This window comes from Methylobacter sp., assembly GCF_030680395.1.
In the GTDB taxonomy this organism is placed as follows: Bacteria; Pseudomonadota; Gammaproteobacteria; order Methylococcales; family Methylomonadaceae; genus Methylobacter_A.
Window position 1 is genome coordinate 117728 of the sequence record NZ_JAUXVR010000029.1, and the last position, 13805, is coordinate 131532.

Consider the following 13805-nt stretch of genomic DNA (forward strand, 5'->3'; position numbering starts at 1 on the left):
GCCTTTAGCCTTTAGCCTTTAGCCTTTTACTTTACTTCAAAAGACGTCAACAATTCACCAGGTTGAAGTTCAGTAATTTCAACATGATCGACACGGGCGGTTATAGGACCTTTGTGGCACCATTTGATAAACTTTTCAATGGCCATGCTTCCTGCCTCGGCGATGATTTCAACCCGGCCATCCGGAAGGTTTTTGACGCTGCCTTTTATAGCAAAATGTTTGGCTTTGTTCTGGGTGAAAAGGCGAAAGTAAACGCCTTGAACTCGACCGGAAACCAGGATTTTAACTTTACGCATCACTCTTGAATTCTCCAGCAATAATGAATTTTTGGGTTACGGGCAAAATCTTCCGGAATAGTTGCCGCACTGATGTCTTCTACAATTAAATCAGACAATGCCTGCTTGTCGATTTTAAAACGCCTGAAATTAGTGGAGAAGTATAGGACACCTCCCGGCGACAGCAAAGAAACTGCGTTATTGATCAGTTGCACATGGTCAGCTTGTATATCGAACACGGCGTCCATCCGTTTCGAATTGGAAAAAGTGGGCGGATCAAGAAAAATTAAATCGTAGTGTCTGTTAGCCAGCTGAGCTTCAATGGTTAGCCATTCCAGACAGTCCGCTTGTATAAATTCATGCGCCCCTTCGTTGGCGTTCAGTGCCATGTTCTTTTTTGCCCAGTTGATATAGGTATTGGACATGTCGACTGTCGTCGTTGATTTGGCCCCACCCATTGCCGCATGGACCGTCGCGCTGCCGGTATAGGCAAACAGGTTTAAAAAGCTTTTATCTTTGGCTTGTTTTTGAATTAACATCCGAATCGGCCGGTGATCAAGGAATAATCCGGTATCCAGATAATCTTCAAAATTCACCAGTAATTTACAGCCGCCTTCCTCAATGATGTGAAATCGGCCCTGATCATCGTGTTTTTCGTATTGATCGGTGCTTTTTTGCTTGCGGCGTATTTTCAGGAAAACCTGCTCGCGATTGACGCCGAGGACGCGGGGGATTTCGGCCAGTAGCCCCGCCAGGCGCTGATCGGCTTTGTGTTGATCGATGCTTTTGGGCGGTTCGTATTCCTGTACATTGATCCAGATTTGATCGCCTACAGGGATGTAGGCGAGGGGCGTGAGCTGGGAGCGGCAAGCTTCGCCTTGATAAATATCGACGGCAACCGCGTATTCGGGCAAATCGGCATCGTAGACCCGATAGCAGGTGATGCGATTTTGCTTGGCCCAATTGGACAGTTTTTTCAGGTTCTTTTTGAGCCGGTTGGCGAACATTTCCGCTCCCAGCTCACTTATATTCCGGTCGGCAAGCGTGTCGGCGCTGGTGGTTTCGGGTTGCTGTGTAGTGCTGGTCTGGGTTGCTTGAGCAATCCGCTGTTCCTGAATTTTGCTGGTTTCAATCGCCTGAGTAATGCGTTCTTCCTGTGTTCTGGCTTTGGGGATGAAAAAATTGCGTTCTTCAATATCCAGCCGTAACAGTTTGCATTCAAGCGCGCCGTTAAACAGGGTAATCGGTTTTTGCGAGCGTATGCCCAAACGAAAGCCCAGTTCCGGGTTGCTGATGATCATCGCGGCTTTCCAACCGGTAAAATGCGCCTTGAGTGATTCGCCGAATTTTTTGTATAACTCGGCCGTTTCCTGCTCGTCGCCCAAGCGTTCGCCGTAAGGAGGGTTACAGATCAACAGGCCGGGGTTCCAGCTTTCGGCGGGTTCCGCGTCTTCAATATCGCGGCGCTCAACATGAATCTTATTTTGCAGACCGGCATTGGCGATATGCGCCAGAGCAGTGTTGACGGTATGGCGATTTTGATCGAAGCCCACAATAACCGGCAGTTTTTCCAGGCCGATTTTTTTGCGCTGTTCGGCTTCCGCGCGTAATTTTTTCCAGCATTGCGCATCGTGTTTTTTCCAGCCGGTAAAGCCGAAATAATCGCGCAGCAAACCCGGCGCATAATCGGCGGCGATCATTGCGCCTTCCAACAGCAGGGTTCCTGAGCCGCACATCGGGTCGATTAATGACCCTTGTTGTTTGGCGATTTGGGGCCAGCCGCTACGCAGTAACATGGCAGCCGCAAGGTTTTCCTTCATCGGTGCTTTGATATTGACATCCCGATAACCGCGGCGATGCAGACTTTCGCCGGATAGGTCGAGGCTCAACTGAGCATTTTCGCCATTCAAATACACATTGATGCGGATATTGGGTTGTTCGGTATTGATGCTGGGTCGGGTTTGAAACCTTGCCCGCATCTGATCGACGATGGCGTCTTTAACTTTTAATGCGCCAAAGTGGGTGTTGTTAATCGCCGCTGAGTTTTTCGCGCTGAACGAGACGGCAAAGCTGTCTTCAGGATTAATATGCTCAAACCAGTCGATTTTTTGTACGCCGTTATACAAGTCTTCCTGGGTTTTTACCTCGAAAGAGCTCAGCACCAGTAAAATCCGATTTGCTGTTCTTGACCACAGGCAGGCCCGATAGGCGGTTTCCAAGTCTCCCTGAAAAGAGACGCCGGCTAGAGTGGCCTTGATATTGTTGACGCCGAGTGCTTGGAGTTCATCGGTAAGGATGGTTTCCATCGCCTTGGGCGTTGTAGCAAATAATTGGTAAGTGGGCATAAGAGCTTAGGCAAAAGGCGAAAGGCTAAGGGCAAAATGTCCAAAGCCAGCTTTGGACTCCTTTAACGCTGGAGTTCAAAGCCGGCTTTGAATAGTCGGAACGGATGATCGGGTACTGTTTAAGGCTGAGCGGTAGATGCAAAGCAACGGTTTTTTGTCCTTCGCCTTGCGCCTTTAGCCTGCTTTCTTACTGAATTTTAATCAGCTCAACATCGAAGATCAATGCAGCGTTCGGGCCGATTGCACGACCTGCACCTTGTTCGCCATAAGCAAGTTCTGACGGGATATAAAAACGGTATTTGGCGCCTTCTTTCATTAACTGCACGCCTTCTGTCCATCCGGCGATGACTCTGTTTAGCGGGAATGTGGCTGGTTCGCCGCGGCTGTAAGAGCTGTCGAACTCTTCGCCGTCAAGGGTTGTGCCTTTGTAATGTACGGTAACGTTATCGGTGGCTGAAGGTGAAGCAGTGCCGGTTCCGGGTGTTAATACTTCGTATTGCAAGCCGGTTGCAGTTGTTACTATATTGGGTTTTTTAGCGTTTTCTGCAAGAAAGGCTGTTCCTGCGGCTTTATTTTCTGCGGGGGTGGTGGCATTGGCCATTGAAAACATAGTAAATCCTATAAGAAGAACGGTGACGATTGAAAGAACTTTAGTTTGAATTTTTCTCACGACTTATCCTTTATTGTTAACGTAGAATCGATAGTTTATCAAAAAAACCAGCCTTTGTTTTCTAAATCGCTTTGGCATCCGCTTAATTGGCTTTGAAATAGTTTTGCCCGTTTGGCTACTTTGTTGGCAATCTGTACGAGTCCTGCTTTTTGTAAATAACTTTTGCGCTGATAACCGCCATGTCCTTCATGATAGGCGAGGTATAAGTTTTTGGTATCCAGCTTCGATATGCCCAGCCGGGTGTGGCTGATGTTGCAATACCAGCCGATGAAATCAGTAGCATCTGCAAATTCATCGCGATCCGCCCCCCAACTGCCTGCCTTGTCCTGATAACTGTCCCAGGTTTCATCTTTGGCTTGGGCATAGCCATAGGCGCTGCTGGCTCGGGGCAAGGGAATAAACCCCAGCAGCCAAGGGCGCGGCGGTTGCGCATCGGCGACAAAGTGCGACTCCTGATGCATGATTGCCATTTGAATGTGAATGGGTACGCCCCATTTCTTAAATGAGCTTTTAGCGTCATCGTACCAGTCATCTTTTTCCCTGAAAGTAGAGCATATATTGTCACTGTTTTTAGGCGTGAGTGCCGTACAGGCGGTCAGGGACAATAGCAAGAGCAGGATTAATGGCTTTTTCATAATGCGGTGCGTTGTGTAGGATTCAGATATTGTGGGCAATCCCGTTCGACAAACTCAGGACAGGAAAAATAATTGCAATGAAAAGAAAAAATATAACACAGACACTATAATTGCACGAGGTAGCCTTATACAGTATTTAAACAGCAAGATAAATAGATAATCAGAGAGGAAAGTTAGATGAATTTAGATTTAAACCGGCCTTATCGAAAAAATTTAATGTCGCATGGTCTGATTTATATGGGGGAAGAAGAGCAGGAAATCACTATTAAAGATCTTTCATTAACCGGTGTGCTTGCAGAATTAAAACCTGATCAGGCGGGTAGAGATGTCAAAGATATTTTTAATATGCTGTCTGCATCGACCACGATAGATTTGTATCTTCCGGAAATGCGCTTGGCTGGTGAAGCCGAGGTAGTCAGGGTTGATATGCTTAATAATCATATATTGTTAGCACTGGAATTTAGAAATGTTACCTATGACGTTGATAATCAACTATACAAGAGAAAAGTGCATAGAAAAAACATGACAGCTTCAGGCAGAATCCTGCTAAATGGTGCATATCGCGAATTTAATACCGTCAATGTTTCGGTGGACGGGTTAATGGTTACGCTTGCTGAATCCGTCGCTGTTGAAGCCGGTGAGATAACCGTGTTTGAATTTGAGCGGTTGGGTCTGGACGGCGAGATTAAGGTGGTATGGGTTGAGCGTACTGCCGATGCAGGAACATTGCTCGGCTTGCAATATGTACATATGGAAAAAACGGAGATTAAGGGGATACCCAGTTTTGCCCGTTAACAAACTGCATAACCTCTTGCCACCACGGAAGCTCTTTATTTAGCGGTAGGGTGTTATGACCCGCGCCTTTAAATGTCCAGAGTTTCTTGTTATGGTGCAGTGACTCGAACAGCTTTAAGCTGTATTTATTGGGGATGATTTCATCCGCTTCCGCGATCAAAATCGCAGCGTTACCCGAGTAATTTTGCAGATTTTTAATATTGTCGAAGTTATCGCGGATCAGCCATTTGGCAAGAAAAAACCAGTAATGGTGTTGCGCAACATCGGCCATGCTGCTAAACGGCGTGATCAGGACAATGCCTTTAACCGGAACCTGCCCGCTCTGCACAATGCCGCTGACCACGCCTCCTCCGATTGATTCCCCCCACAGAAAAACAGGTTCGCCAAAGTCGTTTAACGCCTGTTTTGCAGTTTGGACGCCGTCCGAAACCAATGCAGCTTCCGATGGCGCGCCGTTTCTGGCGGCATAGCCAGGATATTCGGCCAGGATCACCCGGTAACCTTGTTTTTCCAACGCGTCCAGATAATAAGTCCGGTCGGTTGCAGAACCTGCATTGCCGTGAAAAACGATAACCGTGCCCTTGTTGTTTGGTTGGGATGTGTTAGAGACCAGTCCCCGATAATCATCCGCTGACGGCCAGAGTTTCAGGTCGGCTTGATCGGCCAATTGTTGTTGGTCTTCGATCGAATACGTATCGGGGAAATAGATCATTTTTCGTTGGAATAGAAAAACTATCAGCAGGAGCAGTAAGTAGGTCAGCAGTATTGAAAGCATAGGTTTAAATGTTGGCATTTTTTGTTAGCTGGAGCCTTGTATCCGATCATCCAGCAAGTACTTCCGGAGTTGCCTCTCTCCCCGCATAACATAAACTATGTAGACCTTGTCTTGACCGACACGATATAAGATTCGGCAGGGGCCAACGATGATTTCACGATACTTTGAGTGCTCTAATTCTGGAGGTATACGGCCTGATTCAGGAAACTGTTCAAGACGGTCAACACTGGAAAATACCTGTTTAACCAAGCGGCCCGCCGCATCTGGTTTATCAAGTGCAATGTATTCGGCAATTTCATTCAAGTCTAATAAGGCCGGCTCGGTCCAGATTATTTGAGCCATTTGCCCATTTTCTCTTTCGCTTCCGATTGGCTATAGGTGCGATTTTCCAAAATGGCCGATTCCCCTCTCGCTATACCTTCAAGAAGACGCATACGACTTTGCATAAGCTCATAATCATCGACATCTACCAGATAGGCCGACGGTTGACCGTGCTCGGTTATTAAAACAGGCTCTTTGGACTCGTGCAGTTCGGCAAGAATTTTAGTGGCCTGACGTTTAAGAGTGGTGACGAGTTCTATTTTCATAAAAAGCCTAATGGGGTTGTTTGTTCACGATTCTCTGGTAGACATCATCCCACGGAGAGCCTGATTCAGGGCTTTGGTGATACTTTTCCAGCCGCTCATCAATTATGCTTTTCTCCTCGTCGGTCAGTTCAATAGAAGATGCTTTTGCAGTTATCGTATCCCAGATGTCTTCTATCAATTGAATCCTTTCATGTATTGATAATTCAAGAGTATCTGCTGCGGTTATTTTGCTCATATTCTGGTTCCCATTTTCGCCATATGAATAACCTCTATATCGCCACACTCGTAGGAAAGTAGGCCAGAATAAGGCCACCCAAGCGTAGCGCGAGGTGGCGTTTCCAGCTTACGAATCAATGAGGTCGTACTCGATTGGTTTGCAATACTTATATTACAAAAGTCGCTGGACATCCGCGCTTTCGCTGTGAGGACGAACAGTAACATGCACGTCAACATCCTGATCGAGACGTTTAAGGATTGTCATAAGCCGGTCAATGGTGAAGCGGTCGAGCTTGGTTTTACGGATGCGTGAAAAGTCAGCGGCGGCAATGCCGGTCAGTTCTTCTGCTTTACGCACTGTGTAGGCGCAGTCATCAAGAACACCGATAATTTCTGCGGCCAACAATGCTTTCAGTTGTTCAACTGCGGCATTGGGGTGGCCGAAGTCGGCAAATACGTTGCCACTGCCACGGATAATTTCAAAAGGTTCGTCATTCATTGCAACATTTCCTTTAATCGTTTTAGACGTTCATGCACAAGGTCTATTTCATGTTTCGGTGTTTTAATGCCTTGCGTTGATTTCTTCTGAAAGGCGTGAACAACCCATAATTCTTCACCGATTTGGACGGCATAAACAACGCGAAAAGCGTCGCCACGGTGACGCAGGACAATTTCCATAACACCTGTGTCGAAGCCCTTTAACGGTTTTACATGGTCGGCCATCCGGCCTTCCGTTGCGACGGTCAGTGCGCGGATGGCATCCATCTGCACCGGTGCAGGAAAATCCTCAAAGTCTTTCCGCGCCGCTTTTATCCATGAAATAGACCGTGTCTTTTTAGCCATATGTTTGCCTTATTTGGGCAATATTGTCATATTTGACAACGTACTGCAAGCAGATGCTTTTTGCTTAAAAAAATGTTGGAGAGTTCTGCTAAGAGTTTGGTTTCAGTTATTAGATAACCCTGCATATTTTTGCTTATCCCGTCCCAACCAATAATCAGTCGCCAATTGCTGAGCCTGTTCTTGAGTTTCAGCCTTGCCCAATAACTTAAGCGCAATTGCAGCCGTGCCGATGATGGAGGCTTGCGCAAACTCGTCTTCAACCTTTCCCTGCCAGATTAACGCCAATTGCTCCGGCTCAAGCAGCTCGGGTTTAACATGGCGGTGCTTAAACAAAGCGTGCCAGTTTTCGTCGGACAATTCGCCGTTGTGCACGCTTTGCACCAGGCATTCCATATCGGGATTACGTTCGGTTTCGCCGCCTTCGCCTTTTAATACCGCCATGTGCGGCTGGTTTAACAGGGCGGCAGCTTGTTGATGCACGGGACGGTAACCGGGATGGAATATGCCCTGGATGCTGTATTGTGCATTAAACGGGTTTAACAAACGCACCAGGGTGTGCACCGGCGAGCGCAAGCCCAGTATCGGGCGCAGTTCGATAATTTCATGCAACTTGGGGCAGAAATGCTCCAGCGATAAATAACTGAAATTCTGTTGCTCAAGTTGCAGTTTGGCGTCGTTAATTGAGCTTGCGCATTGAATGCCCAAATAACCCAGCATGTTTTCAGTGTACAGCCTGCCTGCTGTATGGCCGCTGGCACCATGCATAAAAACGGTGATGCCGTTTTCGGACAGCAGCAAAGCCGACAGCAAAAACCAGGGCAAGTGTCGGCGTTTTCCGGCATAAGACGACCAGTCCAGGTCGACTTTTACGGCATTATCAGCAAGATCGAATGATTCTCTAGCCGCTTGGGCGAAACCTGCCAATTCTTCTGGAGATTCTTCCTTGACGCGCATCAACACCAGGAATGCGCCCAGCTGAATGGGCTGCACCTGGTCGGTCATAATCATGTGCATCGCGCGATAGGCTTCATCCTGAGTTAGCGGTCTTGAGCCTTTTTTGCCTTTACCCAGGATGCGGATGAATTCTGCGAATGGATGTTCCGGGTAGGGTGTTTGTTCGTGATGAGTGAATGTCATAAGGTAAATTTAAAATAATGATCGATTAATAAGGCAATAAACACGCCGGTCAGGTACATCAGCGAAAAAAAGAAAGTTCGCATTGCGGTTTTGTCGTCTTTCCTGCGCATCATCAAAATGGCGAAATAAATAAAGCCGAGACCCAACGGCACCACAGCAGACAAATAAATCAGGCCGCTCATGCCGGTCAGATAAGGCAGAAGGGTGACGATAAACAGCAACAGCGAATAAAGCAAAATCTGCAAACGGGTATATTCTACGCCATGTGTTACCGGCAACATCGGTATGCCGACTTTGGCGAATTCTTTACGTTTGGCGATAGACAGCGGCCAAAAATGCGGCGGCGTCCATGCGAAAATAATCAAAAATAACAACAGTGAATAAGGATGCAGTTCACCGGTCATCGCGCACCAGCCCAGCATCGGCGGAGTGGCTCCGAAAGCGCCGGCAATAACGATATTTTGCGGCGTCATTCTTTTAAGGTAGACCGTATAGATAATCGCGTAACCCAGCGCCGACAAAAAAGTCAGCAATGCGGTTAGGATATTGACCATGACGATCAGCAATATCATCGAGATAACGCCCAGCGCCAACGCAAAAGTGATGACATTGGTAGAGCTTAATTCGCCTTTGGGCAAGGGGCGGTTTTTGTTGCGATCCATCAGCGCGTCGGCTTCGCGGTCGATATAATGATTAATCGCGGCAGCCGAGGCGGCGGCCAGAGCAATCCCTAGGCTGCTGTAGATAAACAAGCCAATGGGCGGCATTCCCGGAACGGCTAATAACATTCCTGCAATAGCCGTAAAGACGATCAGGGCAACCACTTTGGGTTTACATAACTCAAGATAACTTTGCCAGGAGGGCCTAGGAGATTCGCTAGTCATTATTTAATAGATTCCAACTTTTAGTTTAGGGTACGGCTCCCATGGAAACCGTGGGAATGGCATTGTAGACGATCCGCTCAGCGCTGCCTGAGCATAGGAACGATGATTGCATAACATCAGTTACTGTATAGAATACAGTGAACTATTGATTATTGAAATAGTTCAGCTCGGCAACGTTTTTATAAAGTGAGCGTTATGATTAATCCATTACGGAGCTATCCGGATATATCTTATCGCTGTTTTTATCGGAATTAGTCAGTGTCACGGCCTTAAAAATAAGACAAAATTTTTCCGCGCTGCTGTATGCGGCGACGTAATGGGAGCGGTACTTGAATCTTTTCAGGCAAATCAACACTATCCGAAGCCCTGTCTGTATGTGATAATAAATAATTTGATTTTGGCGATATTTCTTTCTAACCGACATAGCCGCAGGGCATAAAGGGCACTAATAATGGATGAGAACAAAAAGAAAGCGCTAGGCGCGGCGCTGATGCAGATAGAAAAGCAATTTGGCAAGGGTTCTGTGATGCGCATGGGCGATGTAGCTGCTTCACGTGACATCGATGTGGTTTCCACGGGTTCTTTAGGCTTGGACATTGCGCTGGGTTGCGGCGGTTTGCCTCGCGGTCGTGTTATTGAAATTTATGGCCCTGAATCATCCGGTAAAACGACATTGACGCTGCAAGTGATCGCCGAGATGCAAAAACTCGGTGGTACGGCGGCGTTTGTCGATGCCGAGCATGCTTTAGATCCAAGTTACGCCGAAAAAATTGGCGTTAATGTCGATGACTTGCTGGTTTCCCAGCCGGATACCGGCGAACAGGCGCTGGAAATTACCGACATGCTGGTGCGTTCCGGTGCGGTTGATGTAGTCGTGATTGATTCGGTTGCGGCGTTAACGCCAAAGGCCGAGATTGAAGGCGATATGGGCGATTCCCATATGGGTTTGCAGGCGCGTTTGATGTCTCAGGCTTTACGGAAATTGACCGGTAATATCAAGCGTTCCAATACGCTGGTTATTTTTATTAACCAGATCAGGATGAAAATCGGCGTCATGTTCGGTAGTCCTGAAACCACCACCGGCGGTAATGCGCTTAAGTTTTATGCTTCGGTGCGTCTGGATATTCGGCGTATCGGTTCGATTAAAAAGGGCGAAGAAGTTATCGGCAATGAAACCCGGGTAAAAGTCGTCAAGAATAAAGTTGCGCCGCCTTTTAGACAAGCTGAGTTTGAGATTTTATACGGTGAAGGCATTTCTTTTCTAGGCGAACTGGTGGATCTGGGCGTAAGTTACGGTTTTATTCAGAAAGCGGGTTCCTGGTACAGCTACGGTGAGGAAAAAATCGGACAGGGCAAGGATAATGTAAAGGCCTTCTTAAGAGAGCACCCTGAAAAAGCAAAAGAAATTGAAGCCAAAATAAGAGCCGAGGCTTTCGGTAAGAAAGTTGCTCCTTTGATTGAAGCGCCTGTGGTTGATGAGGACGAGTAGTTCGTTTTGATTGGAGAGGCTCAGGTCGCCAAGGAAATCGAAGGCGTTTGCTTGCGCCTTTTGGCGCGCAGAGAACACTGCCGGCAGGAATTGCTGGCTAAATTGGCTTTAAGAGGTTTTGACAGGGATGACGCGCTGCCGGTCATTGATGAACTGGCCGAGCACGGCTGGCAGGATGATTTAAGGTATGCGGAAAGCTACGCCCGGTTCCGAATCCAGAAGGGCTACGGGCCAATTCGCGTAAGCTACGAACTTAAACAAAACGGCATAGCGGCGTTTGACCTTGAAGGCATCGTCCAAGAAGAGGCCGGTAGCTGGATGGCACTGCTGGAGCAGGTTTACAGCAAAAAATACAGCCATGACACGGTGTTGGAACGCAATGAGTGGGCAAAACGCAGCCGTTTTTTATTGCATCGCGGGTTTTCGGGCGCAATGATCAGTGCGTTATTTGATGAGTTGAATATTAGATTTCTCTAAGTTTTGGGTAAGCCTCGCGCAACCCGATTTTTTTAAAAGCATTTATTTATTATGAAAAAGATGACTAGCGCCCAGTTGCGCACCGCCTTTCTGGAATTCTTTCGCGAGCGAGGACATTCCGTACAGCCTTCAAGTTCACTGATTCCGGGCAATGATCCGACCTTATTGTTCACCAATGCCGGCATGGTGCAGTTTAAGGATGTGTTTTTAGGCAGAGATCATCGCGACTATAGCAAGGCCGCAACCAGTCAGCGTTGTGTGCGGGCGGGCGGCAAGCATAACGACCTTGAAAACGTCGGTTATACCGCGAGGCATCATACCTTTTTTGAAATGCTGGGTAATTTCAGCTTCGGCGATTATTTTAAAAAAGAAGCGATACATTTTGCTTGGGATTTTTTGACCAAGGAGCTGGAAATTCCGGCGGAAAAATTATGGATTACCGTTTTTGACGAAGATTCGGAAGCGGAAAAAATCTGGCTGGATGATGTCGGCATTTCTCCAGTCCGGTTCTCCAGAATCGGCGCTAAAGATAATTTCTGGTCTATGGGTGATGTGGGGCCTTGTGGGCCTTGCACTGAAATATTCTACGATCACGGTGCGGATATTGCCGGTGGACCTCCCGGATCGCCGGATGAAGATGGCGATAGGTATATCGAAATCTGGAATCTGGTGTTCATGCAATATGATCGTGCCGCTGACGGCTCGTTAACGCCGTTGCCGAAACCCTCGGTCGATACCGGCATGGGGCTGGAGCGCATCGCGGCGGTGTTGCAGGGCGTGCATAGCAATTATGAAATCGATTTATTCCAAAAACTGTTGAAAGCGGCGGCCGAGCTTGCCGGTATCAGCGATTTGACGCAAAGTTCATTGCGGGTGATTGCCGATCACATCCGCTCTTGTGCATTCCTGATAACGGATGGCGTGATGCCGTCCAACGAAGGACGCGGTTATGTGGTGCGCCGCATTATTCGTCGCGCCATCCGGCACGGTTATCGTTTGGGTATCCGCGATGTATTCTTTTATAAACTGGTCGCACCGCTGGCGGATGAAATGGGTGAAGCTTTTCCCGAGCTTAAAGCTGCGCAAGCCCAGGTTGAGCGGGTGCTGAAAAAAGAAGAAGAGCGCTTTGCCGAAACCCTGGAGCAAGGCATGAAGATTCTGGAGGCCTGCGTCGCCAAGATGGAAGGCTCTGTGATCCCCGGCGATACGGTATTCCAGCTTTATGATACCTATGGTTTTCCCGTTGACTTGACTGCTGATTTTGCCCGTGAAAATCATCTGACTGTCGATCATGCCGGATTTGAAATGGCGATGTCGGCTCAGCGCGACAGAGCAAGGTCTGCGAGCAGTTTTGGCGCTGATTACGATCAGGATATAAAGCTTGATGTGCAAACCGAATTTACTGGTTACGATCAGCTTGACGATCAGGTGCATATCATCGGTCTTTACAAGAAAGGTCAACCGGTAACCAGCTTGCAGGATGGCGAAGAAGGCATTGTTATTTTAGATAAAACGCCTTTCTATGCCGAGTCCGGCGGTCAGATCGGCGACTGCGGCAAAATCGAAGCAGATGGAGCGGTATTTGAAGTCACCGATACTCAAAAACAGGGCGGAAACCTGTTTCTACATAAAGGGAAATTGATTTCAGGAACCCTGACTAGCGGCCAGTTATGCGATGCCCGTGTCAGCGCGGCAGACAGAAAGGCAACCGAGCTTAACCATTCGGCGACCCATTTGTTGCATGCTGCATTAAGGCAGGTTTTGGGCGATCATGTCGCGCAGAAAGGTTCGTTGGTTAATCCCGAGCGGTTGCGCTTCGACTTTTCCCACTTTGAGCCGGTCACGGCTTACGAAATCAGCACCGTTGAACGTATCGTTAATGAGCAGATTCGGGCAAACAATCCTGTTAGCTCACAGGTCATGGCGAAAGATGAAGCGGTCAAGGCCGGTGCAATGGCGTTATTTGGCGAGAAATACGGCGATGAAGTCAGGGTTTTGAAAATCGGCGAATTTTCAACCGAGCTTTGCGGCGGTACCCATGTCGAACGGGCAGGGGATATAGGCTGCTTTAAAATTATTAATGAAACAGGTGTCGCGGCAGGCGTGAGGCGAATTGAAGCGGTAACGGGTAGCGGTTGTTTTGATTTTATAGCCAGTCGCGATCAGGCACTTGCCAGTATTGCCGGATTGGTTAAAAGCGCACCGGAAAAAGCGCCGGAAAAAGTCGAGCAACTGATAGAGAAAAACCGGTTTTTGGAAAAGCAGCTGGAACGCTTGAACGCAAAGCTGGCGAGTTCTGCGGGTAACGAACTGGGCGCTCAGGCTGTCGATGTTGGTGGGATTAAGGTATTGGCGGTCAAGCTCGATGGCGTTGATCCCAAATCCCTGAAAGACATGGTCGACCAGTTAAAAAATAAATTAGGCAGCGCCGCAATTGTGCTGGCAGTTGTTGAAGGTGATAAGGTCAGTTTGATTGCCGGTGTGACTAAAGACCAGATGGGACGGATAAAAGCCGGCGATCTGGTGAATTTTGTCGCCACTAAGGTCGGCGGAAAAGGCGGCGGCAGACCCGATATGGCTCAGGCCGGTGGCAATGATCCGTCCGGCTTGGCTGACGCATTGGCTCAGGTTCCGGCCTGGATCCAAACGCAACTTGGCGTATAGAAGGTTTTATTAA

16 protein-coding genes are annotated in these 13805 nt (G+C 48.0%); 4 read left to right on the forward strand and 12 right to left on the reverse strand.

All coding sequences use genetic code 11. The features are described 5' to 3' along the window. Positions 1–26 precede the first annotated feature (26 nt). From Q8L79_RS12940 to Q8L79_RS12955, 4 genes are all read right to left on the reverse strand, one after another. Positions 27–296 (reverse strand): acylphosphatase, encoded by a 270-nt coding sequence (locus Q8L79_RS12940; RefSeq protein WP_305271990.1) that lies wholly within the window; start codon positions 294–296, stop codon positions 27–29. Next, complete coding sequence (gene rlmKL, locus Q8L79_RS12945) at positions 296–2620, reverse strand: bifunctional 23S rRNA (guanine(2069)-N(7))-methyltransferase RlmK/23S rRNA (guanine(2445)-N(2))-methyltransferase RlmL (protein WP_305271912.1); 2325 nt, start codon at positions 2618–2620, stop codon at positions 296–298. The genes Q8L79_RS12940 and rlmKL overlap by 1 nt, the downstream gene beginning before the upstream one ends. 187 nt (positions 2621–2807) lie before the next feature. Beyond that, positions 2808–3290: an FKBP-type peptidyl-prolyl cis-trans isomerase gene (locus tag Q8L79_RS12950; RefSeq protein ID WP_370869962.1), complete on the reverse strand. Its 483-nt coding sequence runs from the start codon at positions 3288–3290 to the stop codon at positions 2808–2810. Between the two features lie 38 nt (positions 3291–3328). Beyond that, positions 3329–3925 carry a hypothetical protein gene (locus tag Q8L79_RS12955; protein ID WP_305271914.1) on the reverse strand — a complete coding sequence of 199 codons (597 nt, stop codon included), beginning with the start codon at positions 3923–3925 and terminating at the stop codon, positions 3329–3331. Between the two features lie 177 nt (positions 3926–4102). Between Q8L79_RS12955 and Q8L79_RS12960 the strand changes: the two genes are divergently transcribed. Continuing rightward, positions 4103–4720 (forward strand): PilZ domain-containing protein, encoded by a 618-nt coding sequence (locus tag Q8L79_RS12960; RefSeq protein ID WP_305271915.1) that lies wholly within the window; start codon positions 4103–4105, stop codon positions 4718–4720. On the opposite strand, the gene Q8L79_RS12965 is transcribed toward Q8L79_RS12960, so the two are convergent. From Q8L79_RS12965 to cyoE, 8 genes are all read right to left on the reverse strand, one after another. After that, positions 4692–5513 (reverse strand): alpha/beta hydrolase, encoded by an 822-nt coding sequence (locus Q8L79_RS12965; protein ID WP_305271917.1) that lies wholly within the window; start codon positions 5511–5513, stop codon positions 4692–4694. The genes Q8L79_RS12960 and Q8L79_RS12965 overlap by 29 nt on opposite strands. Before the next feature lie 6 nt (positions 5514–5519). Further along, the gene (locus tag Q8L79_RS12970) at positions 5520–5837 is read right to left on the reverse strand and encodes a type II toxin-antitoxin system RelE/ParE family toxin (RefSeq protein WP_305271918.1); all 318 of its coding nucleotides are present in this window, start codon (positions 5835–5837) and stop codon (positions 5520–5522) included. Further along, positions 5825–6082, reverse strand: coding sequence for a type II toxin-antitoxin system Phd/YefM family antitoxin (locus tag Q8L79_RS12975; RefSeq protein WP_305271920.1), 258 nt, complete (start codon positions 6080–6082; stop codon positions 5825–5827). The genes Q8L79_RS12970 and Q8L79_RS12975 overlap by 13 nt, the downstream gene beginning before the upstream one ends. Positions 6083–6089: 7 nt before the next feature. Next, positions 6090–6317 carry an addiction module protein gene (locus tag Q8L79_RS12980; RefSeq protein ID WP_305271922.1) on the reverse strand — a complete coding sequence of 76 codons (228 nt, stop codon included), beginning with the start codon at positions 6315–6317 and terminating at the stop codon, positions 6090–6092. A 153-nt stretch (positions 6318–6470) separates the two neighbouring features. Beyond that, positions 6471–6797, reverse strand: a complete 327-nt coding sequence (locus Q8L79_RS12985; protein ID WP_305271924.1) for a helix-turn-helix domain-containing protein — start codon at positions 6795–6797, stop codon at positions 6471–6473. Next, on the reverse strand, positions 6794–7141 hold the full coding sequence (locus tag Q8L79_RS12990; protein ID WP_305271926.1) for a type II toxin-antitoxin system RelE/ParE family toxin: 348 nt from the start codon (positions 7139–7141) through the stop codon (positions 6794–6796). The genes Q8L79_RS12985 and Q8L79_RS12990 overlap by 4 nt, the downstream gene beginning before the upstream one ends. A gap of 102 nt (positions 7142–7243) precedes the next feature. After that, complete coding sequence (locus tag Q8L79_RS12995; RefSeq protein WP_305271928.1) at positions 7244–8278, reverse strand: glycosyl transferase family protein; 1035 nt, start codon at positions 8276–8278, stop codon at positions 7244–7246. Then, complete coding sequence (gene cyoE, locus Q8L79_RS13000) at positions 8275–9165, reverse strand: heme o synthase (RefSeq protein WP_370869965.1); 891 nt, start codon at positions 9163–9165, stop codon at positions 8275–8277. The genes Q8L79_RS12995 and cyoE overlap by 4 nt, the downstream gene beginning before the upstream one ends. 448 nt (positions 9166–9613) lie before the next feature. Between cyoE and recA the strand changes: the two genes are divergently transcribed. The 3 genes from recA to alaS are packed head-to-tail and all read left to right on the forward strand — an operon-like array spanning position 9614 to position 13792. Further along, the gene (gene recA / locus Q8L79_RS13005; RefSeq protein WP_305271931.1) at positions 9614–10651 is read left to right on the forward strand and encodes a recombinase RecA; all 1038 of its coding nucleotides are present in this window, start codon (positions 9614–9616) and stop codon (positions 10649–10651) included. Positions 10652–10657: 6 nt separating this feature from the next. After that, a complete protein-coding gene (locus tag Q8L79_RS13010; protein ID WP_305271933.1) occupies positions 10658–11128 on the forward strand; it encodes a regulatory protein RecX in 471 nt (156 codons plus the stop codon). A gap of 60 nt (positions 11129–11188) precedes the next feature. Then, positions 11189–13792 carry an alanine--tRNA ligase gene (gene alaS, locus Q8L79_RS13015; RefSeq protein ID WP_370869966.1) on the forward strand — a complete coding sequence of 868 codons (2604 nt, stop codon included), beginning with the start codon at positions 11189–11191 and terminating at the stop codon, positions 13790–13792. Positions 13793–13805: the final 13 nt, after the last annotated feature.